This is a genomic window from Halorubrum sp. CBA1229 (assembly GCF_003721435.2).
Taxonomy (GTDB): Archaea; Halobacteriota; Halobacteria; order Halobacteriales; family Haloferacaceae; genus Halorubrum.
On record NZ_CP054585.1, the window covers coordinates 1,318,148 to 1,343,329 of the forward strand.

At 69.9% G+C, this 25,182-nt stretch carries 26 protein-coding genes and 2 tRNA genes; 17 read left to right on the forward strand and 11 right to left on the reverse strand.

From position 1 onward, the window contains the following. Positions 1-58: 58 nt before the first annotated feature. The 7 genes from Hrr1229_RS06595 (at position 59) to Hrr1229_RS06625 (ending at position 7,328) form a co-directional block, all read left to right on the forward strand. Positions 59-1,444, forward strand: coding sequence for a DNA primase (locus Hrr1229_RS06595; RefSeq protein ID WP_123114898.1), 1,386 nt, complete (start codon positions 59-61; stop codon positions 1,442-1,444). A 116-nt stretch (positions 1,445-1,560) separates the two neighbouring features. Beyond that, entirely contained in the window at positions 1,561-2,850 is a 1,290-nt protein-coding gene (locus tag Hrr1229_RS06600) for an adenosylhomocysteinase (protein ID WP_123113632.1), read from the forward strand. A 445-nt stretch (positions 2,851-3,295) separates the two neighbouring features. After that, a complete protein-coding gene (gene nucS / locus Hrr1229_RS06605; protein WP_123113631.1) occupies positions 3,296-4,072 on the forward strand; it encodes an endonuclease NucS in 777 nt (258 codons plus the stop codon). Between the two features lie 152 nt (positions 4,073-4,224). Further along, entirely contained in the window at positions 4,225-4,755 is a 531-nt protein-coding gene (locus tag Hrr1229_RS06610) for a 50S ribosomal protein L16 (RefSeq protein ID WP_123113630.1), read from the forward strand. Positions 4,756-4,888: 133 nt separating this feature from the next. Beyond that, positions 4,889-6,943, forward strand: coding sequence for a DEAD/DEAH box helicase (locus Hrr1229_RS06615; protein ID WP_123113629.1), 2,055 nt, complete (start codon positions 4,889-4,891; stop codon positions 6,941-6,943). Between the two features lie 92 nt (positions 6,944-7,035). Beyond that, positions 7,036-7,106: transfer RNA gene (locus tag Hrr1229_RS06620), tRNA-Pro, on the forward strand. A gap of 148 nt (positions 7,107-7,254) precedes the next feature. Further along, positions 7,255-7,328 (forward strand) — tRNA-Phe (locus Hrr1229_RS06625). Positions 7,329-7,533: 205 nt separating this feature from the next. Here Hrr1229_RS06625 and Hrr1229_RS06630 read toward each other — a convergent pair. After that, complete coding sequence (locus Hrr1229_RS06630; RefSeq protein WP_123113628.1) at positions 7,534-8,784, reverse strand: vWA domain-containing protein; 1,251 nt, start codon at positions 8,782-8,784, stop codon at positions 7,534-7,536. 361 nt (positions 8,785-9,145) lie between these two features. Further along, a complete protein-coding gene (locus Hrr1229_RS06635; RefSeq protein WP_123113627.1) occupies positions 9,146-9,778 on the reverse strand; it encodes a CAP domain-containing protein in 633 nt (210 codons plus the stop codon). A gap of 150 nt (positions 9,779-9,928) precedes the next feature. On the opposite strand from Hrr1229_RS06635, the gene Hrr1229_RS06640 reads away from it, so the two are divergent. Continuing rightward, on the forward strand, positions 9,929-10,423 hold the full coding sequence (locus Hrr1229_RS06640; protein WP_123113626.1) for a MauE/DoxX family redox-associated membrane protein: 495 nt from the start codon (positions 9,929-9,931) through the stop codon (positions 10,421-10,423). On the opposite strand, the gene Hrr1229_RS06645 is transcribed toward Hrr1229_RS06640, so the two are convergent. Both Hrr1229_RS06645 and Hrr1229_RS06650 read right to left on the reverse strand, forming a co-directional pair. Then, a complete protein-coding gene (locus Hrr1229_RS06645) occupies positions 10,420-10,701 on the reverse strand; it encodes a zinc ribbon domain-containing protein (RefSeq protein WP_123113625.1) in 282 nt (93 codons plus the stop codon). The genes Hrr1229_RS06640 and Hrr1229_RS06645 overlap by 4 nt on opposite strands. Before the next feature lie 75 nt (positions 10,702-10,776). Then, positions 10,777-11,292, reverse strand: a complete 516-nt coding sequence (locus Hrr1229_RS06650; protein WP_123113624.1) for a hypothetical protein — start codon at positions 11,290-11,292, stop codon at positions 10,777-10,779. A 216-nt stretch (positions 11,293-11,508) separates the two neighbouring features. On the opposite strand from Hrr1229_RS06650, the gene Hrr1229_RS06655 reads away from it, so the two are divergent. Then, a complete protein-coding gene (locus tag Hrr1229_RS06655; RefSeq protein WP_004048101.1) occupies positions 11,509-11,703 on the forward strand; it encodes a cold-shock protein in 195 nt (64 codons plus the stop codon). Positions 11,704-11,972: 269 nt separating this feature from the next. Here the strand turns inward: Hrr1229_RS06655 and Hrr1229_RS06660 are convergent, their stop codons facing one another. Then, positions 11,973-12,287, reverse strand: coding sequence for a 2Fe-2S iron-sulfur cluster-binding protein (locus Hrr1229_RS06660; protein WP_123113623.1), 315 nt, complete (start codon positions 12,285-12,287; stop codon positions 11,973-11,975). Positions 12,288-12,457: 170 nt separating this feature from the next. On the opposite strand from Hrr1229_RS06660, the gene Hrr1229_RS06665 reads away from it, so the two are divergent. Together Hrr1229_RS06665 and Hrr1229_RS06670 are read left to right on the forward strand one after the other, a co-directional pair. Beyond that, positions 12,458-13,639 carry a hypothetical protein gene (locus Hrr1229_RS06665; protein ID WP_123113622.1) on the forward strand — a complete coding sequence of 394 codons (1,182 nt, stop codon included), beginning with the start codon at positions 12,458-12,460 and terminating at the stop codon, positions 13,637-13,639. A gap of 80 nt (positions 13,640-13,719) precedes the next feature. Next, positions 13,720-14,103 carry a DUF5611 family protein gene (locus Hrr1229_RS06670; RefSeq protein ID WP_123113621.1) on the forward strand — a complete coding sequence of 128 codons (384 nt, stop codon included), beginning with the start codon at positions 13,720-13,722 and terminating at the stop codon, positions 14,101-14,103. Between the two features lie 64 nt (positions 14,104-14,167). Here Hrr1229_RS06670 and Hrr1229_RS06675 read toward each other — a convergent pair whose 3' ends face one another. Continuing rightward, entirely contained in the window at positions 14,168-14,761 is a 594-nt protein-coding gene (locus Hrr1229_RS06675; RefSeq protein WP_123113620.1) for a histidine phosphatase family protein, read from the reverse strand. Between the two features lie 51 nt (positions 14,762-14,812). Then, positions 14,813-17,038: a hypothetical protein gene (locus tag Hrr1229_RS06680; protein WP_123113619.1), complete on the reverse strand. Its 2,226-nt coding sequence runs from the start codon at positions 17,036-17,038 to the stop codon at positions 14,813-14,815. 97 nt (positions 17,039-17,135) lie between these two features. On the opposite strand from Hrr1229_RS06680, the gene Hrr1229_RS06685 reads away from it, so the two are divergent. The 3 genes from Hrr1229_RS06685 (at position 17,136) to Hrr1229_RS06695 (ending at position 19,533) form a co-directional block, all read left to right on the forward strand. Beyond that, on the forward strand, positions 17,136-17,948 hold the full coding sequence (locus Hrr1229_RS06685) for a hypothetical protein (protein WP_123113618.1): 813 nt from the start codon (positions 17,136-17,138) through the stop codon (positions 17,946-17,948). 57 nt (positions 17,949-18,005) lie between these two features. Then, on the forward strand, positions 18,006-18,464 hold the full coding sequence (locus tag Hrr1229_RS06690) for a universal stress protein (RefSeq protein ID WP_123113617.1): 459 nt from the start codon (positions 18,006-18,008) through the stop codon (positions 18,462-18,464). A gap of 88 nt (positions 18,465-18,552) precedes the next feature. Next, positions 18,553-19,533 carry an ROK family protein gene (locus Hrr1229_RS06695; protein WP_123113616.1) on the forward strand — a complete coding sequence of 327 codons (981 nt, stop codon included), beginning with the start codon at positions 18,553-18,555 and terminating at the stop codon, positions 19,531-19,533. A gap of 23 nt (positions 19,534-19,556) precedes the next feature. Here the strand turns inward: Hrr1229_RS06695 and Hrr1229_RS06700 are convergent, their stop codons facing one another. Then, positions 19,557-20,567: a PrsW family glutamic-type intramembrane protease gene (locus tag Hrr1229_RS06700; protein ID WP_123113615.1), complete on the reverse strand. Its 1,011-nt coding sequence runs from the start codon at positions 20,565-20,567 to the stop codon at positions 19,557-19,559. Between the two features lie 130 nt (positions 20,568-20,697). Between Hrr1229_RS06700 and Hrr1229_RS06705 the strand changes: the two genes are divergently transcribed. Further along, positions 20,698-21,102: a hypothetical protein gene (locus Hrr1229_RS06705; RefSeq protein WP_123113614.1), complete on the forward strand. Its 405-nt coding sequence runs from the start codon at positions 20,698-20,700 to the stop codon at positions 21,100-21,102. After that, on the forward strand, positions 21,099-22,574 hold the full coding sequence (locus Hrr1229_RS06710) for a DUF402 domain-containing protein (protein ID WP_123113613.1): 1,476 nt from the start codon (positions 21,099-21,101) through the stop codon (positions 22,572-22,574). The genes Hrr1229_RS06705 and Hrr1229_RS06710 overlap by 4 nt, the downstream gene beginning before the upstream one ends. A 75-nt stretch (positions 22,575-22,649) precedes the next feature. Here Hrr1229_RS06710 and Hrr1229_RS06715 read toward each other — a convergent pair whose 3' ends face one another. From Hrr1229_RS06715 to Hrr1229_RS06725, 3 genes are all read right to left on the reverse strand, one after another. Then, on the reverse strand, positions 22,650-22,976 hold the full coding sequence (locus Hrr1229_RS06715; protein ID WP_123113612.1) for a NifU family protein: 327 nt from the start codon (positions 22,974-22,976) through the stop codon (positions 22,650-22,652). Between the two features lie 128 nt (positions 22,977-23,104). Then, positions 23,105-23,431, reverse strand: coding sequence for a hypothetical protein (locus tag Hrr1229_RS06720; protein ID WP_123113611.1), 327 nt, complete (start codon positions 23,429-23,431; stop codon positions 23,105-23,107). 178 nt (positions 23,432-23,609) lie between these two features. Then, positions 23,610-24,215, reverse strand: a complete 606-nt coding sequence (locus Hrr1229_RS06725; protein ID WP_123113610.1) for a 2Fe-2S iron-sulfur cluster-binding protein — start codon at positions 24,213-24,215, stop codon at positions 23,610-23,612. 135 nt (positions 24,216-24,350) lie between these two features. Here Hrr1229_RS06725 and Hrr1229_RS06730 point away from each other — a divergent pair, with 135 nt between their 5' ends. Then, positions 24,351-24,833, forward strand: coding sequence for an RNA-binding protein (locus Hrr1229_RS06730; RefSeq protein WP_123113609.1), 483 nt, complete (start codon positions 24,351-24,353; stop codon positions 24,831-24,833). Positions 24,834-25,182 lie beyond the last annotated feature (349 nt).

A 25,182-nucleotide genomic window follows, 5' to 3' on the forward strand; every position in this document is an offset into this window, starting at 1 on the left:
AAACCGGCTTAACCGAACTCCCTTTTTATATGGTAACGGCGGCTGGACTCGAGTGGACATGAAAGGACGCACGACAGCAGTTCTGCTGGTCGCGGTCGTCGCGCTCGGCGCGATGGCCGGCGTCGCGGCCGCCGACGGTCACCTCAACGTGAGCGTCGAGACGGACGACGCGGAACCGACCGTTAATGTGACCGACGAGAACGGCACCGCCGTCGAGAACGCCACCGTGGTCGTGAGCGTCGTCGACGCGGAGAACGAATCGTACGCGGGAGCGGGCGAGTACGAGACGGACGCGAACGGCACCGTCGATCTCCCCGCCCCCGAGGAGGACGTGACGGTCGAGGTGACCGTCGCCTCCGGGAACGACACCGCCTCCACGACGGTCGATCTCGAGGCGCCCGACGGCCTCGAGCTCGGCGTTGAGAACACCGATGGCGAGCCCGTCGTCACGGTCACCGACAACGACACCGCGGTCGAGAACGCCTCCGTGAACGTCACGACCGCCGACGAGAACGCCTCGTACGCCGGAACGGGCGACTACGAGACCGACGCGAACGGCACCGTCGACCTCCCCGCCGCCGAGGAGGACGTGACGGTGAACGTCACCGCCGAGTACGAGAACGAGAGCGTCACCGAGACGGTCGATCTCGAGGCGCCGGACGGCCTCGAACTCGACGTTGAGAACACCGACGGCGAGCCCGTCGTCACGGTCACCGACAACGACACCGCGGTCGAGAACGCCTCGGTCGTCGTCGCGCTCGCCGACGACGCGGACGAGAACGCCTCGTACGCCGGCACGGGCGACTACGAGACCGACGAGAACGGCACCGTCGACCTCCCCGCCGCTGAGGAAGACGTCACCGTCGAGATCACCGCCGAGTACGAGAACGAGACCGTCTCGACGACGGTCGACCTGACGACCGGTGAGGAGGCCGACGAGGAGCAGCCGTTCGGCCTGCAGGTCCGGGAGTTCATCGAGAGCCTCGAGGACCGCGAGGGCGGCATCGGCGCCGCCGTCTCGGACTTCGTGACGGAGAACAACCCGGGTAACGCGCCGGACCATGCGGGCGGCCCCGGCGGCCCGGACGACGCGGACGACGCGGACGACGAGGACGCTGACGCAGAGAACGAGAGCGACGCCCCCGGCAACGCGCCCGACCACGCCGGTCCTAACGGCGACGACGGCGAGCGCGGCCCGCCGGACCACGCCGGTCCTGACGGCGACGACGACGCGGATGATGAGGACGCGGAAGAGGACGACGCAGAAGAGGACGACGCGGAAGAGGACGACGCAGAAGAGGATGACGCGGACGATGAGGACGCGGAAGAAGATGACGCCGAAGAAGATGACGAGGAGGACGAAGATGACGAGGAGGACGAAGATGACGAAGACGACGGCGAGCGCGGCCCGCCGGACCACGCGGGCGGCCCCGGCGGTAACTGACGACGCGGTCCGCCGGTCGGTTCGGTGACGCGAGCGGCGGTCGACGACTGAACCGCTTTTTCTGAGCGTAATCCGGTGTCGGCAGGGTTTAGTGCGCCGTGAGCGAACCGACTGGTATGAGCGAAACCGCGTATTCGCCGGTGTCACAGCACCTCTCGGACCTCGAGATGGCCCGGGAGGAGGGGCGCCGGAAGATGGACTGGGCGCTCCAGCACATGCCAATCTTGAACGCGCTCCGCGAGGAGTTCGTCGACGAGCAGCCGCTCGCCGGCGAGACGATCGCGATGGCGATGCACGTCGAGGCGAAGACGGCGAACCTCGTCGAACTGTTGGCCGAGGGGGGCGCCGAGGTGGCGATCACCGGGTGTAACCCGCTGTCGACCCACGACGACGTGTCGGCCGCGCTCGACACCCACGAGTCGATCACCTCCTACGCGGTCCGGGGCGTCGACGACGACGAGTACTACGACGCGATGCACGCCTGCATCGCCCACGACCCCACCATCACCGTCGACGACGGGATGGACATGGTGAAGCTCGTCCACGAGGAGTACCCCGAGCTGATCGACTCCATCGTCGGCGGCGCCGAGGAGACGACCACGGGCGTCCACCGCCTGCGCGCGATGGACGCCGACGGCGAACTCAACTATCCCGTCTTCGCCGTGAACGACACGCCGATGAAACAGCTGTTCGACAACGTCCACGGCACGGGCGAGTCGTCGCTCGCGACCATCGCGATGACGACGAACCTCTCGTGGGCCGGCAAGAACGTCGTCGTCGGCGGCTACGGCCAGTGCGGGAAGGGCGTCGCCAAGAAGGCCTCGGGCCAGAACGCGAACGTCATCGTCTGCGAGGTCGACCCGCGCAAGGCCCTCGAGGCCCACATGGAGGGGTACGAGGTGCTCCCGATGGCCGAGGCCGCGGAGAAGGGCGACGTGTTCATCACGACGACGGGCAACCGCGACGTGATCACTCGCGAACACTTCGAGCGGATGCAGGACGGCGTCCTCCTCGCCAACGCCGGCCACTTCGACGTCGAGGTGAACCTGGAGGAGTTAGACGACCTCGCCGTGGACCGCTACGAGGTCCGCGACGGCGTCGAGGGGTTCGAGATGGACGACGGCCGCGTCCTGAACGTGCTCGCCGAGGGCCGGCTCGTCAACCTCGCCGCGCCCATCTCGCTTGGACACCCGGTCGAGGTGATGGACCAGAGCTTCGGCGTCCAGGCCGTCGTCGTCCGCGAGCTCGCGGAGCGCGGCGACGACTACGGGCCGGGCGTTCACGACGTCCCCGACGAGCTCGACCGCGAGGTCGCCGAGATCAAGCTGGCCGCCGAGGGCGTCGACCACGACGACCTCACCGACGAGCAGCGCGAGTACATGGGGAGCTGGGAGCACGGGACGTAACGCGGCGGCGTTTATAATCAGATGGTGCGATGGCGCGCGCCTGCGAGCGGTCGCCCCCGCGACCGCGAGCAGCGCGTGCGAGGGAGTCGGGTGCCCGGAGCGAAGCGGAGGGCGGCCGACGAGGCTGGGGAGGCGTGAGGCTGCGGTGCCGTGCGGTCGGGGGAGGACTCAAAGGGGCAGTCGGCGAGGCGGGCGCAGGGGACGCAAGGACCGCAAGGAGGGAGCGATAGCGACCGACTGAGGACCGCAGCGAGCGTGCGCCCGCCTCGCCGACTGGGGCTTTGGCGGAGTTCACCGAATCGTTGGCAGCAACAATTTATAAACGATCGACAGAGAGGCCGATTTCGTACAGCCTACCACCGTCAACAATAGCGATGGATACCCGACCACATACATCGACCTCTTCCTCGCGCCCTTTTTGGGCAACAACCCCCTACACGTATCAGTGACAGTCACGAGCGTCCACGACCCGAGCCACCGCGAGGCCCTCTGGGAGTTAGAGGACGCCTTCGAGCGCGGCGACCTGATAAGCGTCTTCGGGCGCTGCACGGTCAGCTACGAGGGTCGCGCCGCCTCGGACCTCGGCCTCGGCGACCGGCTGCTCGTGTTGAAGCCTGACGGGGCCGCTCTCGTCCACACCGACGAGGGGCGCCAACCGGTCAACTGGCAGCCGCCGGGGTCGGAGCACCGCGCCGCGGTCCGGGAGGGGCGGCTCCGGGTGCGCTCGACCAGAAGCAACCCCGACGAGACGCTCACCGTCCGCTTCGACCGGGTCCACCAGCTCTCCGCGATGGCGGTCACCGGCGGGCGCGACCTCACGCTCCACGGCAGCGAGGAGGACCTCCGGACCCGGATTCTGGAACGCCCGGAGCTCGTCGAGCCGGGATTCGAGCCGCGGGAGACCGAGCGCCCGTCGAGCGCCGGCCCGATGGACGTGTTCGGCGTCGACGCCGACGGCACCCCGGTCGTCGTCGAGCTGAAGCGCCGGCGCGTCGGGCCGGACGCGGTCGGGCAGCTCGCGCGGTACGTGCGAGCGTTCCGCGAGGAGTTGGGGGCGGAGGCGGACGGTCGCGAGGGCGACGGCGACGCCGAGGGCGACGACACCGACGGCCCCCGCGTCCGGGGCGTCCTCGTCGCCCCCTCGGTCACGGATCGGGCCGCCGAGCGGCTGTCGGACCGGGGGTTCGACCACGTCGCGCTCGAACCGACGCCCGAGAGGTAACCCACTGGCGCCCGGGAAGCGGCTCAACGCCGCCGAAGAAGCGGCTCGGCGACGGCCGAGAAGTGAGCCACCAACGTCCGGGAGACGACCCGCCGACGCCGTGGTATCGAAGGGTTTATCGCCGCAGCGCGGGCTACATCGGGCAAGTAGCCATGTCTGACAAACCCGCCTCTATGTATCGGACGATCGACAAGCCGTCGTACACCCGCCGCGAGTACATCACCGGAATTCCCGGCTCGAAGATCGCCCAGCACAACATGGGCGACCTCTCCGCGGAGCCCGACGACTACCCCGTCCAGATCAGCCTCCGCGTCGAGGAGGAGCTCCAGATCCGCCACGGCTCGCTGGAGAGCGCGCGCCTCTCGGCGAACCGCCACCTGATCAAGGAGCTCGGCGAGGGCAACTACAAGATGACCCTCCGCAAGTTCCCCCACCAGGTCATCCGGGAGAACAAGCAGGCGACCGGCGCCGGGGCAGACCGCGTCTCCGACGGGATGCGGCAGGCGTTCGGCAAGCCGGTCGGGACGGCCGCGCGGCTCAACAAGGACGACATCGTCTTCACCGCGTACTGCGACGTCGAGCAGGCGTCCGCCGTGAAGGAGGCGTTCCGCCGCGCGTACAACAAGCTCTCGCCGCCGTGCCGGATCACGGTCGACCGCGGCGAGAAGCTCCTCGTCTCGTAGACGCTCCGACCCTTTTCGAGGCGCGGTTCTCACGGCCGCGAGCCGCGCGGCCGGACGCCGTCCCCGTGACACCGCGAACCCGCTGCACGGCGAGCCGAACTCCTGAAATACCTTCCTCGCGTACCGATCGGCAGTGTCACAGCAGTTGGCCGAGGTCGAGACGCTGTTCCTCCACGAGGCGCGGAGCGACTACACCGTCGTCGCGAACCGGGACGGGAACCGGGTGCTCCGCGGGCGGCTCGAGCTCAAGGAGACCTCCGCGGGCCCGCGCCCGGGGAAGTTCCGCGTGATCCGCGACGGCGAGGACCACCCCCGCCAGCCCGACGAGTTCGTCGACCTCGCCCGCGCGGCCGACCGGATCCGCATCTCCGAACAGACCACGCCGGAGAACCGGAAGCAGCTGGAGGCGATGCTCGACGGCTACCAGCTGGAGGCGATGGCCGTCCGGACCTGCCGGCGCTGCGCGAACGACGGCCGCTACGGGCCGATCACGAGCGAGAGCGCGGTCGAGCACAACGGCGAGCTGATCTGCCGCGACTGCGCTCGGCGAGAGCTTGAGCGGGAGCTCTCTTATAAAGGCGAGTTCACGGGCGCCGCCGAGGAGCGGTTAGAGGAGCTGCTGTACGAGTCCGGCGACTTGGACCGGATCGTCAACCTCCTGCAGGGCGGGCTCGACCCCGACCTCACCAAGTACGACGAGGTCTCCGCCAACGTCGACGACGTGAGCCCCGTGCGCACCGAGGATCTCGACCTTCACCCGGACCTGTCCGCGCATCTGCAGGGCCGCTTCGAGGAACTGCTCCCGGTTCAGAGCCTCTCGGTGCGGAACGGCCTCCTAGACGGCGACGACCAGCTCGTCGTGAGCGCGACCGCGACGGGGAAGACGCTCGTCGGCGAGCTGACCGGGATCGACCGCGCGCTGAAAGGGGAGGGAAAGCTCCTCTTTTTAGTGCCGCTCGTCGCGCTCGCCAACCAGAAGCACGAGGACTTCAAGGACCGCTACGGCGACCGGCTGAACGTCTCGATCCGCGTCGGTTCCTCGCGGGTGAACGACGACGGCAACCGCTTCGACCCGAACGCCGACGTGATCGTCGGCACGTACGAGGGGATCGACCACGCGCTCCGGACCGGGAAGGACCTCGGCGACGTCGGCACCGTCGTCATCGACGAGGTCCACACGCTGAAGGAGGGCGAGCGGGGCCACCGGCTCGACGGCCTCATTTCTCGGCTGAAGTACTACAGCGAGGAGCGGATGGAGACGCACCCGGGGTACGGCGGCACGCAGTTCGTCTACCTCTCCGCGACGGTCGGGAACCCGGAGTGGCTCGCCGAGAAGCTCCGGGCGACGCTCATCGAGTACGAGGAGCGACCCGTCCCCATCGAGCGCCACGTCACCTTCGCGGACAGCCGGGAGAAGGCCGACATCGCCGACAAGCTCGTGAAACGGGAGTTCGACACGAAGTCCTCGAAGGGGTACCGCGGACAGACGATCGTCTTCACGAACTCCCGGCGGCGCTGCCACGAAATCAGCCGGAAGCTCCGATACGACTCCGCGCCGTACCACGCCGGGCTCGACTACAAGCGCCGGAAGAAGGTCGAACGCCAGTTCGGCAACCAGGACCTCTCCGCGGTCGTCACCACCGCGGCGCTCGCGGCGGGCGTCGACTTCCCCGCCTCGCAGGTGATCTTCGACTCGCTGGCGATGGGGATCGAGTGGCTCTCCGTCCAGGAGTTCTCCCAGATGCTCGGCCGCGCCGGGCGTCCCGACTACCACGACCGCGGGCGCGTCTACCTCCTCGTCGAGCCCGACGGCGTCTATCACAACTCCATGGACCGCACCGAGGACGAGGTCGCGTTCACGCTTTTAAAAGGCGAGATGGAGGACGTGGCGACCCACTACGACGAGGCGGCCGCCGTCGAGGAGACGCTGGCGAACGTCGTCGTCGCCGGCAAGAAGGCCAAGCGACTCAACGACCGGATGATCGGCGAGGTGCCGACGAAACACGCAGTCGGGAAGCTGCTGGAGTGGGAGTTCATCGACGGCTTCGACCCCACGCCGCTCGGCCGCGGCGTCACGAGGCACTTCCTCGCGCCCGACGAGGCGTTCTTCATCCTCGACGCGGTCCGGAAGGGGACGGACCCGTACCAGATCGTCGCCGATCTGGAACTGCGCGACGACGAGGAGTGAGGCGGCCGGTCGCCGCGGAACAGCTTGCGACCGAACGCGGCCCGCCCGCGCAACGAAACGCTTTACCGGCCGATGCGGGTACGTATGGACGCGGGACCGTGGGTTAGTGGTATACTCCGGGCCTTGGGTGCCCGTGACCCCGGTTCGAATCCGGGCGGTCCCACTTTCGCGGCGCGAGCGACACCGAGAGCACCGCGGCTGTGAGCCGGATTCGAAGCAAAGAGCGGAACGGATTCGAAGCTCGATCGATCCGACCCGCCTGCCGCCTTTCGAAATCCTTTTGTCTCGAATCGGCGTTGGTCCGAGTGCGAGCCGCCTTAGCTCAGACTGGGAGAGCACTCGACTGAAGATCGAGCTGTCCCCCGTTCAAATCGGGGAGGCGGCATATTCTGAACCCGCGAGCGACAGCGAGCGGGTGAAGAAACGACGCCGGGTCAATTTGAGCAGACAAGTCGCGACCCCGAGCGTCTCGGCGAGTTCAAATCGGGGAGGCGGCATTCCTTTTCGGCGCGATCGGCATTCGTAACACTCCGTCACCGAAAAACCAAGAACCGTCACGTCGGGTGACGGTCACGAGACGACGCTATCGGCTAGCGCCTGCCGCGGGACGGGAAGGCCTCCATCGCCTCGACCGCCGCCTCTTCGGTGCAGTAGAACGCCACGAAGCTGATCGCGAACTTTCCGCCGTTCGCGGTTTCGACCGTGACGCTCCCGTCGGTCTCCTCGATGGACTGCACGTCCAGCTCCCGGCCGCTCTTGACCAGCGCGTAGAGGTCGCAGTACTCCGTGTCGAAGGTGGCGGTCATCGGCTCGAACGCCTCGCCCTCCTTGCTCTCGAAGGAACCGGGGGTGTACGCGACGTTGTCGTCGGCGTCCCCCTCCGGGACGAAGTCGTACGCGAGGCACTCGCCGGTGTCGGGATCGGTCTCGACGCAGGCGAACTCGTACTTCGCGAGCTGGCCGTCGACGGAGCAGTCGACGCACTCCTCGCAGACCTCGCTGATGAGCGCTTCCAGCTCCGCGCCCAGGTTCGACGCGTCCTGGACCGCGACGAAGTCGTCGGTGGCGCTGGCGATATCGTCCCGGAGATAGTCGTCGAAGCCGGCGACGTTCTCGCCGACGCCGACGGCGATGACGCGGCGACCGGCGTTCTTGATCGCGGTCGCTGTGGCGGTGGTCTCGGTCAGTTCACCGGGTTCGCCGGCGATACCGTTCTCACCGCCGGTCGTTCCCCCGGTGTACTCGAACGTGCCGTAGGGGAACGTCGTATCGTCGGCGGGCGGCGAGGCGCCGTCGCCGACCACGCCGTTCTCGTAGTTCGGCCCGCCGTCCGTGATCAGGACGACGATCTCTCTCCCGCCGCGGCCCTCCTGCTCGAGGATCGCGTTGGAGTAGTCCAGCGCGCCGGGCATGTGCGTCGCGTTCTCCCCGGGCGGGGTGCTCGCCGGCACGCCGGCCTGAACCGCCGAGACGTTGCTCGCGGTCGCGAAATCCAGGAGGTTTCCCGGACCGTACTCGAACGCGGCGGGCGCGTCACCGAACGTGACGAGCCCGAGCTGGACGTCGGCCGGGACGACGCCGAGGAAGCTGTCCACGCCGCTCTGGATGTCTCCCCAAGTGCCGGCGTTCCGTATCGAGCCCGAATAGTCGAGCGCGACGACGACGTCGACCTCGCCGCCGCAGGTCTCGATGAGGTGCTCGTCGGCGGCGGCGACGCCGGTGACGAACGGGAGGCTGGTTCCTCCGAGCGCCAGCGCGCCGGCTGCGCCCGTCGTGCGGAGGATGCTGCGCCGCGAGATGGGAACGGTCCGGCCCGATTCGTTGTTTCTATTTGTTGTCATTAGATGCCGATCTACTGTGTAACTCGGCTGCAAACTCGGCGCGGAGATCACTCGAAGACGCGTGTCACCGTCGAATTGGATCGCTCCGAGAGCGTCAAGGGACAGTAGTCATCTACTTATACGTCTCGTGATAACATAGGTATGATCCGACAGCCGGATTCGTTCGGCCGTGCTTCGGTGGATCGTGAAACCGCTATGCCCGGCTCCGGTAGGAAGTCCATAACGGTCTTCGGCGACGTGCGGCGAGGACAAATCGGAGAGGCGGCGTATTCTGCGTCCGCGAGCGGAGCGAACCGTCGAGAAAGCGACGCCGAGAGCCACGAGCGGGGCCGCAGGGGGCCCGGACCGGGTCGGGCCGAGGTCAGTCGGCGGTCGCACAGAAGTTCTGCGTGATCACGACGCGCTTGTCGGCGAACGCGACGCCGACGCCTTCCTCGTCGAACGCCTCGGAGAGGATGTTCTGTCGGTGCCCCGCCGAGTCCAGCCACAGCGAGAGCGCGCGTTCGGCGACCACGTCCGGGTCCGTGTCGGGGCCGCCGGCGACGTGGACGATGTTCTCCGCGACTCCCATACAGTGGCCCGGGAAGAACTCCTCCAACCGGTCCGAGGAGTCCTCGCCGCCCGGTGATTCGTGGCCGAAATACCCCTGTTCGACCATGTCGACGCTGTGCGCGCGAGCGACGGCGGCGATTTCCTCGTGGTACTCGTACGGCTCACGGTCGTTCTCGCTGCGGATCGCGTTCACGCGGTCGTGGATCGCCCGCTCGTAGGCCGCCGGGTCGTCGGTATCCCGGTCGCCGTCCGAGGTGGTCCCGTCGGTGGTCTGGCCGTCGGTCGAATCGTTCTCGTTAGTGTCTCGATCGCCGTTCGGCGCCGTCTCGTCGGTGTCCGGTCCGTCGAGGCATCCGGAAATCACCGCCGTCGAGACGATCGCGAGCGAACGCCGGAGAACCGTCCGCCGGTCCCAGACGCGGCTCGGCTGTTCGGAGGCCACGTTCCGTTCACCGGCTTAAATGTGGTACCACACCACATGAATGTTCCGCCCCGGGTCCCGTGGCCACGGCAAGCGGAGGCGAGTCTCACCTCCACGCCGCCGTTCGGATCCGGGAGAACGCTCATTACCCGGCCGACGCTACCGACGCAGATGAGCGACGACACGGCGATCGCCGCCGACGACGCCGATGACGCCGGCCCGCTCGCCAGGCGAAAGCGGCTCCTCCGCCGCGTGATGGGTGCGAACTACGTCCTCGCGGGCGTGGCGCACTTTCTCGCGCCGGATTCGTTCGCCGAGGCAGTCCCGCCCGAGTTCCCGCGGCCGCGGACGCTCGTCTATCTGTCCGGCGTCGCGGAGATCGCCCTCGGGGTCGGTGTGCAGTTCGATCGGACGCGACGCGCGTCGGCGTGGGGCATCGTGGCACTGCTGGTCGCCGTCTTCCCGGCGAACGTCTACATGGCGACAGACGACGCGGCGGCCGAGTTCGTCCCCGACCGACTCGCGGGGGTCGCCCGCGCGGCGGCGTGGGCGCGGCTCCCGTTGCAGGCCGTGCTGGTGCTGTGGGCGTGGTGGCACGCGCTCCCCGAGCCCGGGGGCGACGGCGACGTCGAGACGGGCGGTGCAGAGACGGAAGCGGCGAGCTAACTTCCGGGACCGAGCGGCGCCGCGCAGCGCCGACAGTAGTCGAAACCCGGCTCGTTGGCCGCCCCGCACCGGGGACACGTCGCGGTCGGGTCGTCCGAGTCGTCTGGCGGTCCCGGCCCGTACTCCTCGGTGTACTTCTCCACCTCTCCGGTCCGGCGGCGTCGACGGAGGTCGAGCCCCTCCCGGACGATCCCGCGAAGCACGTGGAGTCCGGCCCCTAACGCGACGAGCAGCAGCGCCCCCGTAACGGCGAGGTAGACCGTCCCGAGGTCGATCACGCGAGACCTACGGGCCGGAACCTTAGGAATTGTGGGGTGATCGCACGGGACAAGGTCGACGCCGACGACCGCGAGTCAGTACCGCAGCGTGGCGTCGAGGATGCCGGCGGTCTGACCGACGCCGACGACCGCGAGCCCGAGCACGGTCCACGTCGCCGACGGCGCGACCGCGACGGCGACCGCGCCGGCGACGCAGCACGCGACGCCGACGGCGTAGATCCGGGCGCCCGCCTCGACCCGGCGCGCGGTGTACGCGAACCCGGCGGCTGGGAGGAGCGCCCAGCCGAACAGCGAGAGCGCCAGGAGGGCGTCGGCCGGGAGGCCGGCGTCGCCGCCGCGAAGGAGGAAGCCGGCGACGCCCGCGAGCGTCACGGGCGTGCCCGTTACGATCACGAGCTTCCACGCCCGGAGCACGCCGTCCGCCATGTCGCGCCACGAGGCGACGACGAACGCGACGAGCAGGGCGCTCATGACGACGTGTGCGACGAACAGGGCGCGCGTCGAGACGACGCCGATCACCGTCGCGGCGGCGACGGTCCAGGCGGCGGGGACGAGCAGCGCCGGGCCGTTCTCCCTGAGCGACCGGAACACGTCGAGGCGATCGCGGCGGGCGCTTATAAATGTCGCTCCGCTGACGGAGACCGACCGAGGAACCGACGGATCGGTCGGTGGGACGCGTCGAATCCGCGTGTACGGTCAGCGATCGTCGCAGGAACCGCCTAGAAAGAAATACGAACGTTCGCCTACACCCGTGGTAACTGTACACTCGCAATCCTTATCACCTGACGGGGCGTCCGTTAGGATGCAATGGCGACCGGAAAGGTTGATTTCTTCAACGACACTGGCGGCTACGGATTTATTGAGACTGACGACGCTGACGACGACGTGTTCTTCCACATGGAAGACGTCGAAGGGCCGGACCTCGAAGAGGGCCAGGAGCTCGAGTTCGATATCGAGTCCTCGCCCAAGGGGCCGCGCGCGTCCAACGTCGTTCGGCAGTAAGCCGATCCGATAAGGTGGGTCGGTCCGGCTGACGCCGAACGCGACTCTGACACGCGACAACGAGACTTCTGCCCGCTCCGGACGTTCGTCCGGCGCGGGTTTGTATTACGACACCGAGCGTCGCCGCCGCCGGTCGGTCCGGCCGGTGACGACGAGCGGCGGCGGTCGATGATGAAGAGCGATTGCGAACGCAGTGACGACGTGGAGCGACGAACAGTGACGCTGGGCGTCCTCGATTTATGAGCCGAGAGCGGCCGGCGACGGCCGAGTCAGATGTGTTGGCCGAAGAGCCCCCGGCCCTTCGTCACCTCGACGTCGCCCTCGACCTTCGTCTGACACGCGAGGCGGACGTCGTGGCTCGGGTGGTGCGGCGGGAACCAGAGGCGGGCCTTCTCCTTTTTTCCCGGCTCGCTCACCTCGCCCTCGACCTGGACCGCACAGGAGCCGCACGACCCCGCGCCCCGGCAGTTGAGCTGTTTCATCTTGCCGTTGTACACGGAGAGGCCGGCCTCGGCCAACACGTCGCGCAACACGTCGCCCTTCTCGCACTCGATCTCCTCGCCCTGATAGGATACGGTAGGCATGTCGGTGAACGATACAGCGGCGATCCACAAAGAGTCTGTGTCCGCGGCGCCCGGGAGTCGGACCCGGGGTCGATCCCGCGTTGAGACGGACGCGCGCGGAGACGGACGTGCGCCGGGCGTCTGACGGCGGACGGGGCGTTTTTTACCTTCGGCACCGCAGGACGGACATAATGGGACTCAGGTGTCTGCTCGGGCACGACTTCGGCGAGCCCGAACTGCGACGCGAGCGCGAGGAGGACGGGGACGAGGTCGTCACGACCGTCACCGAGGTGAAGACCTGCGCTCGCTGTGGCGAGACGCAGGTCGTGAGCGAGAACACCGAGGTCACGACGATGGAGCAACTGGCCGACGAGGCCGCCGCGGGCGCCGAAGGCGCCGAGGCGTCGGGCCCCGACCCGACCGCGACTGGGCCGAACGTCGGCGGCGACCGCGCCGCGGCAGGCGAGGGCGAACCGGGCGTCGGCTCGCCGGTCGACGCGTCGGCGGACGCCGAGCCGGCCCGTACCGACTCGACAGTAGACGCGACCACCGACGGCGACGTCGACGACGCCGTGATCATCGACGACGACCCGACCGCGCCGGGCGACGGCCGGTCCGAAGACGGGGTCGAGGCCGCGAGCGCGGGCGACGGACCCGCGGTCGACGCCGAGGGCGACGGCGCCGCGGCGGACGCGACGGCCGACGAGACCGCCGACGGCGACGACGACGGCGCGGAGCTCCTCGAATCGGGACCGGACGACGAGGCGGGCTCGCTCGGGGGCGGCGAGGAGTACGCGGAGTACCCCGAGGCCGAGTCCGCGGAGTCGCCGGCGGACGACGAGCGGGACGCCGAGACGGACGACGGCGTGATCCTCGACGAGGAGGACGAGCCGGCGGCCGACCGCGAGCGCGGGGCGTGGCCGGAGGTCGACGAGGCGGACGACGCCGGGGCGGAGACGACGCCGTGGCCCGACCAGCGCGGGGACGACGAGGGGTTCAGCGCGGAGGTCGGCGAGGGCGGCGCGGGCGACGTCGAGTTCGGCGGCGGCCTCACTCCCGAATCGGCCGGTCCGGCCGCGGAAGACGGGGCCGCGGAAGACGGGGACGCCGAGTACGTCGAGGCGCCGGAGCGGGACGCCGACGAGGTCGACGGAACGGTCGAGCCGCGGGACACGGAGGCGGAACCGGCCGACACGGGGACGGGGATCACCCGCGCCGAGAGCCCCGACCTCCAGACGTCGACCTCGGAGGCGGCGACGGAGTACCACTGTCCCGAGTGCGGGATGACCCGCGAGGCCGACGGCAACTCCATGCGGGCGGGCGACATCTGTCCCGAGTGCAAGCGCGGCTACGTCACCGAACGCCCGATCTGATCGGTGCCGGAGGGGTCTCGGAACGGCCTGAAGACCCCGTGACGAAACTGGTTTACGCCCCCCTGTCGAACGGTCGCGGCATGAAGGAGTACAAGATGCGCCGCGGCGAGCATCTGGACGACCGCATGCCCGACCTGAAGGGCTCCATCGAGGAGTACTTCGGCGAGGTCTCCGGCACGGAGGAGTGGCAGGGCCACGAGCTGTACGTCGTCGAGGACCCCGACAACCCGGTCTTCGAGCGGATCGTGGCGGGCGCCGCGGAGTACGGCAGCAAGAAGGACAAGCTCGCGGTCCACTTCGAGGAGCGACCGGCCGAGGACGTCATCGCCGAGGGGAACGCCGACGCCGCCGCCGACGCGGTCGACGCGAAAAACGAATTCCTGCTGGAGGCGACGGGCCGCGACGCGAAGTCCCGGCGCGACTCGCTGAAGCGCGAGGTCGAGGACGAGGCGCCCGACTACTGAGGCGGATCCGCTCTCTCACGAACCGAGTCCCGTCTCCCCGCAACCCGGATCCCGTCCCCCGCCGCTATTTATACGACGGGTCGTTCTCGCGGACGAGCGCGCCCCGGTCGTCGACCGCGGTGACCGAGCAGTTGTCGGCCGACAGCTCCGTGAGCGACCGCACGACCGAGAGGTCTCGGCGCTCGCCGGCGACGAGCCGGATCGGGTTCACGTGCGTGACGGCGACGACCGTCTCGTCGCGGGCGCGGAAGTCGGCGGCTGCGTCGAGGACGCGCTCGCGGACGGCGAGCCAGCTCTCGCCGCTCTCGGGCGCGCGTTCGGCCGCGTCCCGCCCGTTCTCCAGCAGGTCGAACGCGGGGAAGCGCTCGAAGAAGTCGCCCGAGGCGAGCCCCTGAAAGACGCCGAAGTCGCGCTCGCGGAGCCGCGGGTCGGTCTCGAGCTCGACCCCGGCCGCCGCGGCGATCGGCTCGGCGGTCTCGACGGTCCGCGCGAGGTCGGAGGCGACGACCGCGTCGATAGCGTGGCGCTCCGCGAGCGCGTCGGCGACCCGGTCGGCCTCCGCGCGCCCGCTCTCGGAGAGGCCGACGGGCGCCCACCCCTGTATCCGGCCGAGCTCGTTCCACTCGGTCGTCCCGTGTCTGACGAACAGCGTGTTCACGGCCGAGAGTCGGGAGCGCGCGGCAAGGACCTTTCGTCATTAGGGGGTCCGTCAGCGTTCGAGCGACCGCGTCAGCGCGAAGACGAACAGCGCGATGAGGAACGCCCCGACGAACCCCTCGAGGGTGGCGGCGAGCCGGACCGCCAGGTCGGACTGCTCCGTGCCGCCGCCGAGGATCAGCGCGACGAACGACTCGAGGCTCAGGAGTCCGTACCCGACGAGGCCGCCGTACGGAGGGTCAGGGAGCAACACGGCGAACACCCCCGCGAAGACGAGCACGACGCCGCCGGAGAACGTGAGCACCCTCCCGGGGCGCTCGCCGTAGCCCGAGCTGAGGGCGAACAGCAGGTTTGAGACGTAGTCGAACCCGGCGCCGAGACGCTCCCGAGGCGGGCTCCCGGCGCGGGCCGCCGCCCGATAGACGCGGCGGCGCTGGAGCATCTCGTTCCGGAAGAACCGCGAGGCGGCGTTGGTGTCCCCGACGCGGTTCGCACCGTTACGCGCGAGCACGTACGTGGTAACCAGCGTCTCGGCGTCCGGGAGCTCCGCGTCGACGTCGGCGATGGCGCCGGCGATCGCGCTCTGTAGGTCCCCTCGGACGACCGCGCTTCCGGGGTCGTCAGCGGGGTACGCGTCGGGAGCGGCCCTCCGGAGGACGTCGCGGACCGCGGGGTCGCTGAGAGCGACGACGGCGTCGGGGGTGGAGTCCGTCGTCGACCCGGAGTCCGAGTTCGCCGCCGCGAGACCGCGAACGAGGCCCACCCGACCGCTCTCCCGCGAGTCGAACGGGTCCGGCAGAGCGGATTCACGGAGTGACTCGGACCCTCGGTCGACCGCGGCGAAGTCGGTGTGAGCCCCGATGAGGGACGTGACCGCGGCGGCGGGATCGTCGGCGTCGAGCTCGTCTTCGAAGCCCTCGAACGTCGCTACCGCCGCGAGGAGATCGTCCGCGAGCGCCATCGCGTCCGCGGCCGAGGAGGCCGTCGCGAGGGCGCGGTAGCCGGAACCGTTGATCGCCTCCGAGACCTCGTGGATCCGCCAGTCGGCCGCCTCGAAGGCGTCGCGGTTTCGGCCGAAGACGAACCCGTCGAACGTCGTCTCGACGAGGTGGAGGCGGTCGACGGAGCCGCCGTTCGTCCCGAGTCGGACGTCGCCGAGGGTGGCGTTCCGGAGGTCGTACACGACGGGATCGCTCGCGGTCGGCTGCGAGAGCGAGCCGGCGTCGACGGTCACGTCGCGCAGTCGCACGACCGGGAACTCCTCGTCGACGGGAGACGTCCTGTCGCGGAGCCGCGGCGTGCAGTTCAGTCCGCCCGCGACCGCGGTCCCAGAGAGGTCGAGACAGCCGCCGACGACCGGACCGGGAAGGGTACCGTCCCGCGGCTCCGCGAGGTCCGCGTCGCCGCCGATCCGCCCGTTTCGGACCGAGAGGTTCCCCTCCACGTTCACCGGACCGAGCGTCGTCGACTCGTCGTCGACGCCGCCGAGCCAGAGCGAGTCGTCGAGGTCGACGGCGTCGAGTCGGAGGTCGCCGCCGACGTAGAGGTCGTTCAACAGGAGCGCGCCGCGGCTCCGAAGGTGTTCGAGGACCACGTGCGAGCGCACTTCGGTGAGCCGGAGCGTGAGCTCCGAGGTGTTCGCGTGGTGGCGCTCGCCCCGGAGCGTGAGACCCGGACAGTAGAGTCGCCCCTCGACCGCGCCGTATTTAAATTCGAACCGTCCGTCGACGACGCACTCCGTCGCTTCGACGTCGCCCTTCACGACCGCGTCAGTGAGCACGAGCCGTCCGCCGACGCGCGCGTCGTCGAGCGTCAGCGCGCCGAGAACTGTGTCTCGGAGCAGGCAGTCACCGTCGACGACGCACTCCGTCGCGTCGACGGTCTCGATCCGCGACCCGCCGAGGTCGAGATCCGCCTCGATCCGCGCGTCGCGACAGCTGAACGCTCTGATCCGAGCGCCGCGGAGGTCGAGCGGGAGCGTGTCGCGGCGCTCGATCAGCTCGTCCGAGAGGTCGAGTGTCGGGAGTCGGGCCCCGACGAACCGCTTGCGCTCGCGGGCGAAGCGCCGCTCGTCGAGGTCGACCGCGAACGGGTCGTCTTCCGGCGTCGCGGAGAGGGAGTCGAGGACCTCGGCGGCGGCCTCACCCTCGGAGAGCGCCTCGGGGTCGTGAAACTCGCAGCGGTTGCCGCCGTCGACGGTCTTTCGCGGGCAACGCCAGTCGTCGTCGAGATCGCCGGGAATGGCGGCGGCGGCGGCGGTGTACACGCACCGTGACATGGGCGAAAGAGTCGGACGCGATACATAAACGATCGGCAGTCGGTGCGACCGCCCACCGACGATAGGCTATTGACGGACCGCCGGGTAGGGGAACCGAATGCGCCAGGACCCGATCCCGACCGCGGTCGCCGACCGGCTGTCGGCCGCGGCCCGTCGCCTCCGGGACGCCCGCCGGACCGCGCTCGACCGCGTCGCCGTCGCGGAGACGGAGTGGGAGTACGCGGACCGGACGTGGTCGTGGCCGGCCGGCGAGGCGATGACTTACTTCCGCGAGCTCGCGCCGGGCGAACGCGAGGTCCTCGACGGGCTGATCGCGGATCTGGACGGCCTCGGCGAGGCGGAGAGCGCGGACGGTCCCCGGGCGGACTCGGGAGCCGAGATCGTCGGGATCGGGACGGGCCGCGTCGCCGTCGCGATCCCGGGGTCAGCTCGCGAGGGCGAGTCCGAATCGGCCGATGCCGACCCTCTCGTCGCGAAGCTGGCGCGGTACGGTCCCTCGGCCGAGATGGGCGACGGTCGCCCGCAGAACCGCCGGGAGCGACGGATCTGGTCGGCGGTCGAGTCGCACCCGTTCCTCCCGGTTCTCGACGACGGGTCCGGCGGGGACTGGATCGCCATGCCCCGGGCGGACGTGCCCCCGGACGAGCCCGTGCGGGAGGAGGCGCTCGAGCGCGTGCGGGCCGCCCTGGCGCCGCACCGCGACCGGTTCCACTTCGACGAGCTCAAGCCGGAGAACGTCGGCGCCTACCGCGGTCGGTACTGGATCGTCGACTACGGCCGACCGGCCGGCGACCCGCTGTTCGTCGATCCGCCGGGGGAGCCGTCCGAGACCGACCCGAACGCGAACGACCCGACCGAGACCGACCCGAACGCGAGCGAGAACCCTCAGGATCGATCGCACAAAAGTTAATTCAGAACTGAGTTAAAACTTCGACACTCTTAAGCCGACAGGGCGCGAAGTAGAGGTATGAGCATAGAAACGGTGTTACTGGCGGTCGGAACCGAAGACGAGACGCAAACCGAACAGATCGCGCGGGAGGCGATCGCGGTCGCCGGGCCCACGGGCGCGGAGGTCGTGTTGACCCACGTGTTCACCGACGAGGAGTTCGACGGCATCCGCTCGAAGCTCGGCGTCGACGATTCGAGCGAGGGATCGACCCCGGACGCGGTCGCCGAGCGACACACGACGACGCGGGCGCTCGCGAAGGCCCTCGACGAGGCCGGCGTCGACTACTCGATCCGCGGCGCGGTTGGCGACCACGCCGACGAGGTCGTCGGGGTCGCCTCGGCCGTCGAAGCCGACCGCGTGGTGGTCGGAGGCCGGCGCCGGTCGCCGACCGGCAAGGCCGTCTTCGGCAGCGTCGCGCAGGAGGTCATCCTCTCGTCGCCGTGCCCGGTGACCTTCGTGCGGGACGCCGCCGCCTGAGCGATCGGCGCGCCCTCCCGTCGCCGGTCGCGGCGAATCGACTCGGGAAGCGTCCCGCTTAAGTGATACCGGTTCGCGGTTTTACCCGATGTACTACGTGGGCGTCGACCTCGGGGCGACGAACGTCCGGGCGGTCGTCGGCGACGGCGCGGCGACCATACTCGGCTCCGACACGCGGGGGACTCCCCGCGGTCCGAACGGAATCGCCGTGACCGAGGCCGTGCTCGGCGTCGTCCGCGGCGCGTGCGCCGACGCCGAGATCGACCCGACGGAGGTCGTCGCGGCCGGGATCGGCTCGATCGGTCCGCTCGACCTCGCCGCCGGAGTCGTCCAGGGGCCGGCGAACCTCCCGGACACCGTCGAGCGGATCCCGCTCGTCGGGCCCGTCTCCCAGCTGCTCGACACCGACGAGGTCCACCTCCACAACGACACCATCGCGGGCGTCATCGGCGAGCGGTTCCACTCCGAGCGCAACCCGGACGACATGGTGTACCTCACGATCTCCTCGGGGATCGGCGCGGGGGTCGCCGTCGACGGCAACGTGCTCTCGGGGTGGGACGGCAACGCCGGCGAGGTCGGCCACATGACCGTCGACCCGCACGGCTTCATGACCTGCGGGTGCGGCCACGACGGCCACTGGGAGGGGTACTGCTCCGGCAACAACATCCCGAAGTACGCCCGGGAGCTCCACGCGGAGGACCCGGTCGAGACGGCGCTTCCGATCGAGGACCCCGACTTCTCCGCGGTCGACGTGTTCGAGGCGGCCGGTGAGGACGTCTTCGCCGACCACGTGATCGACCAGGTCGCCCACTGGAACGCCATGGGCGTCGCCAACGTGATCCACGCGTACGCCCCGCTCGTGGTGAGCGTCGGCGGCGCGGTCGCGCTCAACAACCCCGAGCGGGTGATCGATCCCGTCCGCGAGAAGCTCTCAGACATGGTGTTCATCAACGTCCCGGAGGTCAGGCTCACCGACTTGGGCGACGAGGTCGTCGTGAAGGGGGCGCTCGCGAGCGCGCTCACCGGCGGCACGGGCGACCGGTCGCGGGCGGAGTCGCCGCCGGAGTGACCGATTTTTAAACTCGCACGGGGTCAATCCTCGAACTCCGTGAGCTCCGGCTCGACGTCGGAGTCGACCGCGTCACGCGTTTCCACGTACGCGTCCCGGTAACGCCAGATCTTCCGGAGGAGGACGTAGCCGAACGCGCCCTGGAACAGGAGGACGAAGAGGAACAGCGTCGGGAGCCGCGGCAGGGGCGTGAGCGCCGGGACCACCGAGGTGACCGGGCCGACGAGGGTGTTGTACAGCCCGTGGATCGCGGCGGCCATGACGAGCCCCTTCACGACGATCGGGCCGCGGTTCTCGGGGTTGAACTTCGCGAGGCCCAGGTAGTAGCCCGCGAACGCCGAGTAGACGACGTGGCCCGGGCCCGCGAGCGCGCGCAGCGCCGTGATCCCGTCGCCCGCGCCGAGGACGGCGATCCCGAGCGTCAGCTCCGACATCTCGACGTTCTGGGCGATGTACACGAGGTTCTCGATGACGGCGAAGCCGAGGCCGGCGATCGCCCCGTACACCGCGCCGTCGACGACGGCGTCGAACCGGTCGTCCGTGTACGCGTACAGCCGGACCGCGAGCAGCTTCACCGACTCCTCGATCGGGCCGACGAACACGAAGAAAAAGAGGACGAGCCCGGGGAACCCGAGCGGAGAAAAGAGGGGCTGCGCGTAGCTGTTGAGCAGCGCGGCGAACGTCGCCGTGAGGATCGACAGCAGGAACGTCGCCACGAGCAGGGAGAGCGGCTCCGCGGTCGTGACGTCGGAGACGTACACGTACGCGGCGAGCCCGAACGCCGGGATCGCCGAGAGACCGACGAGCATCGCGACTGCGGGATCGAAGACGAGGCCGAGGCCGAACGACCCGAGGATGGCGAGGAGCCCGAGGAAGGCGACGAGCACGACCAGCGCCTTCGCCGATCGGGTGATGAGCCAGTACAGCGCGACGGAGAGCCCGTCGAGGGAGGTGCGCTCCTCCCACGTGGCGACGTCGTAGAGGTCGCGGTCGTCGTCGGCGCGCGACTTGACCGGGTCCGACCGTGATGGCATACGGCTCGGTTCGGACCGGCGCGACTTAAGCCGTTGCCGGACGAGACGCGGTCGGCGGACGCCCGCGAACGGGACGCGCCCGCCGCGTCGAGCCGATGGAGTTGAAACCACGGCGCCCGAAGGAAGCGGTATGCACTTCGACCGACGGATCCAGCGAGCGCTCCGGGAGGCGGGGCTCGACGACGACGCGGTCGCGGCCGCCTCCGATCGCGTCGCCGAGCTGGTCGCCGAGGACGCTGACCGCCTGCGAGAGTTCTTCGCCGCCGACGGCCCGTACTACTCCGACATGGAACTGGCCCACAGCGCGGCCGAGATCGAGGAGCATCCGACCGCCGACGTCGACGTGTTCACTCACGGGAGCGACCTCCGCGGGTACCTCTCGCTCGACGGGTGGGGCGTCCCGGTCGAGGGCGGGCGGGTGTTGCGGTCGACCGAACGCGACGACGGGACCGAGCGGCCCGTCCTCGTCGAGCTCTCGCTCGGCGAGACGGTCCACGACCGGGTGCGCTTCGCGCGCGACCCGGAAGAACTGTGACCGCGGCCGTCCGCGTCCGGGGGATTTACACCACGGCGCTGACGCGGCTCCTGCTCGACGCGGGCCACGAGGTCGTCGACGCGTCGCCGCCGATCCGGCGGCGCTTCGACGCGGAGTTCGGGAACACACCCCCGGACGCGCGGGTCGAGACGACGGCCGACCGGCAGGGCATCGGGGTCCACGGCGACCCCGAGGCGGTGGCGTCGCTCCGCGATCGCCTCCGCGGCGTCGGCCTCGACGCGCTGGCGTGGAGCGACCCGACGCCGCCCGGGACCGTCCTCGACGGCGAGGTGACCGAGACGCTCGGCGGCGGGGCGGTGGTGCGGCTCCGCGTCGGCGACGCGGGGAGCGACGCCGAGGCGGCGAGCGGCGACACCGCCGAGGGGTACCTCCCGTACGGGAGCGTCGACGATCGCGTGGAGACGGGGGACGCCGTCCGGGTGCGGGTCGACGAGTCCGCGGCGCCGTGGACGGACCGCCGCCCGGAGCTGGACGGGTCGCTGCGCGCCGGTGGCGGGCTCGTCGCGCTCGAGCCGGGATCGGGGACGCGGGTCGACGTCCGGAACGACGAGGCGGCCCGGGAGCTCTCGGGAATGCTCGACCTGCTGGGGTTAGAGCCGCCGGACGGGTGGCGGGCGGTGTGGAAACCGCCCGCGGTCGACGCCGGGACCGAGGCGCTGGAGGCCGGACTGGAGCGCGCCGTGGCGGCGGCCGAGGGGCTCGACGACGCGGTCGACGCGGCCGGCGGAATCGGCGTCCTCGACGACCCGACGCTCGTCCGCGACGAGCCCGTCGCGTCGCCGAACGACGGCGTCTGGGTCTGGTTCGGCCGCGAGAGCCGGTTCGCGCTCGACGACCGGCGCCGCGAGGCGACGGCGACGATGCCGGGCCACCACCGGGTGAAAGCGGAGTCGGCGGACGCCTCCGCCGGCGTCGACCTCGCGGAGGCGCTCTGCGACCCCGACCCGGACGCCGCGTTCCCGTTCGGGGTCGTGACGGACGCGTTCGGGCCGAGCGAGGGCGACGCGCTCCGGCTCGAACACGGGAAGCCCGACGGCCGGCTGATCACGCTCGGCGAGGGGACGGTCACGGCGGTCGACGCCGACGGCTCGGTCACCGTCGAGCGCGAGATGACCGGCGGCGGCACCTACGACGGGCTCGGCACGCCGCGGGAGGCGGGCGACGTCGCCGAGACGAGCCTGAAGGAGGGCCGGTGGTGGTACCCGACCACCTACCGCGGCCGCGACGGGACGGTGCGCGGCACCTACGTCAACGTCTGCACCCCGGTCGAGGTGTTCCCGGACGCCGCCCGCTACGTGGACCTACACGTCGACGTCGTGAAGCGCCCGGACGGTCAGGTCGAGCGCCTCGACGACGACGAGTTGCGGGAGGCGGAGGCGACCGGCGCGGTGCCGGAGCCGCTGGCGGAGAAGGCGCGGAGCGTCGCCGCCGCGCTGGAGAACGCGTTATAAACGAGACGGCGCGTCGGAACGAGAGCAGAAACGGGGGAGTCGGACGGGAACGACGCCCTGATCGAACCGACGGCTTCAGAAGTGGTTCGCGGACTCGGTCTCGTGTTTCAGCTCGCCGCCGCGGCCGCCCTCGACGGTGGAGGCGCCCTGGTCGCCGGAGGAGGCGGTCCGGACGGTAACGTTGTCCACCTCCTCGAAGTCCATGATCAGGTCGCGGCGGATGTTGTCGGCCGTGATGTTCGAGATGCCGCAGCCGGAACAGGTGCCGCCGAGCTCGACGACGACCTCGCCGGTCTCGGGGTCCGCCTCGCGCACGACGCTCGTGCCGCCGTGCATCTGGATGATCGGCATCTGTCCGACCATCCACTCCTCGACTCGGTCCGCGAGGCTCTCGTCGCTCATTACCAACCGTTGGCACCCGAGCCTATGGAAGCTTGCGGTTTCCGAGCAGCCTGAAGAAACGAAACGAACTGTGTCACCGTCGATCCCGCGGGACCGAGGTGACGAAACGACGTTCGGTTGCCCGACGGTTACTCCTCGGAGTCGTCCGCCCGCTCCGACTCGCTCGGGAGGCGAGTCGGGTCGGCGGGGTCGTCGCCGTGCATGGAGTCGTCGCGTTCGAGGAGGTAGAGGAGCGGCCCGAGCGCGACCAACACGAGCACGCCCGGGAGCGGCGCGTCGGGAACGAGCAGGGCGGTGATCAGACCGGCGCCGGACGTGGCGACGACGAGGGCAGCCCACAGCGGCGGGGAGCCGAGGTCGACCCCGACGCGCGCGGCGTCCCGGTAGACGAACGCCGCCGCGAGGGCGGCGAGGAGCGCGACGGCGCCGCCGCCGAGGACCGTGGTGAAAGACATACCGTTCGTTCGGCCGAGACGCGAAAAAGGGTGTCGCGAGCGGGCGGGAGCGGCGGAGCGAAGCGAGGGGGAGGAGAGGAGCGAAGCGAGAGTGAGGGGGGTGTGAGAGGGAGAGGCGGAGCGGGCGAGGAGAGATAAGGAAAAGGTCGGAACGGCGATCGCGGGTCGGCCGGCCGGACTACGGCGCCTCGCCCGTCTCGATGCTGAACGAGTCGCGGGGGTACGCGACGCAGGTCAGGGTGTAGCCGTCGTCGATCTCGGCCTCCTCGAGCATCTGCTGGTTGTCGTGCTCGACGAAATCCTCCGAGGGGCCGTCCGCGATGCGGCCGGCACAGGAGACGCACTGGCCCTGGCGGCAGGCGTACGGGAGGTCCCACCCCTCGTCCTCGCCCTGTTCGAGGATGGGCTGGTCGTTCGAGAGCTCGACCGTCTCGCCCTGCTTGACGAACTCGACCTCGAAGTACTCGACCTCGTCCTCGGGGATGTCGCCCGGACCCGAGCTGGCCGCGCTGCCGTCCTCGAGCTCGCCTTCCCCTCCCTCGCCGCCGCCGGCGGGGATCGCGCCGCCGCCACCGCCGCCGCCGATGGCGCGATTCCCGGGTTCGGGGAAGTCGGTCTCGGGCACCGCCGACGCGCGGCGTTCGAGCACTTCGTCCGAGATATCGGTCGTGGGCTCCCACCCCGTCCCCTTCAGGCTACTGACGAAGACGACGAGCAGCGTCACGATCACCCCGAGAACGATCGCGGGCATGTTCGCGACGTTCGCAATGAGCGGGTTGAGCATACGAACCGATATGAAGAGGTGGCTTAAGGCCGTTTTGATCGGTCCAACCGCGTGAGAGCCCCCGTGTCGGGGGAGTGGAGGGCGCGCCACGCCGCGGAACGGACCATTTATCGGCCGAGCGGTCGAGTGACGCCCATGGAAGTGAAATCGCGACACCACCTCCGGAGCGACGACATCGCGGCGATCCGCGAGGCGGTCGCCGACCACCTCGGCGTCGACATCGACGGCGACACGTTCGAGTTCGTCGAGTTCGTGGACGCGAACTACGAGCTCGTCCTGGTCGACGGCGAGCCGGCCGTCTTCTACGTCGACGACGACGAGCCGTTCCTCACCGTCCGCGGCGCGAACGACTACGAGCCGGAGACCGGGATCGTCACGGTCGACGCGGGCGCGATCTCGTTCGTCTCCGACGGCGCCGACGTGATGCGGCCCGGCATCGTCGAGGCCGACCCGGAGATCCGCGAGGGCGACCTCGTCGTGGTCGCCGAGGAGACCCACGAGAAGGTCCTCGCGGTCGGCCGCGCGCTGGTCGACGGCGACGAGATGGTCGGGGACAGCGGGAAGGTCGTCAACTCCATCCACCACGTCGGCGACGAGCTGTACGAGTTCTCGGCGTAAGCGGGCGCGAGCGGGAGTTTGTTTATAAACAAACGGTGCAGTGGCGCGCGCCTCCGAGCGGCCGTTTTTAAACGGCCGTGAGGAGCGCGTGCGAGGGAGTCGGTGGTCCGAAGCAACGCGGAGGACCACCGACGAGGCTGGGGAGGTGAGAGGTGCGGTGCGGTTGTGGTCGGGATGGGACTCAAAGGGGCAGCCGGGAGGACCGCGCAGGCGTTCACGAGAGCAAAGCTCTCGTGAGCCAATCAGAACGCTTTGCGTTCTGATGACGACGTAAGCAGCGTGGCGCGTAGCGCCACGGGCAGCCGGCGGCGGAGCCGCCGGCGACACCGCAGGGAGTGAGCGAAGCGAG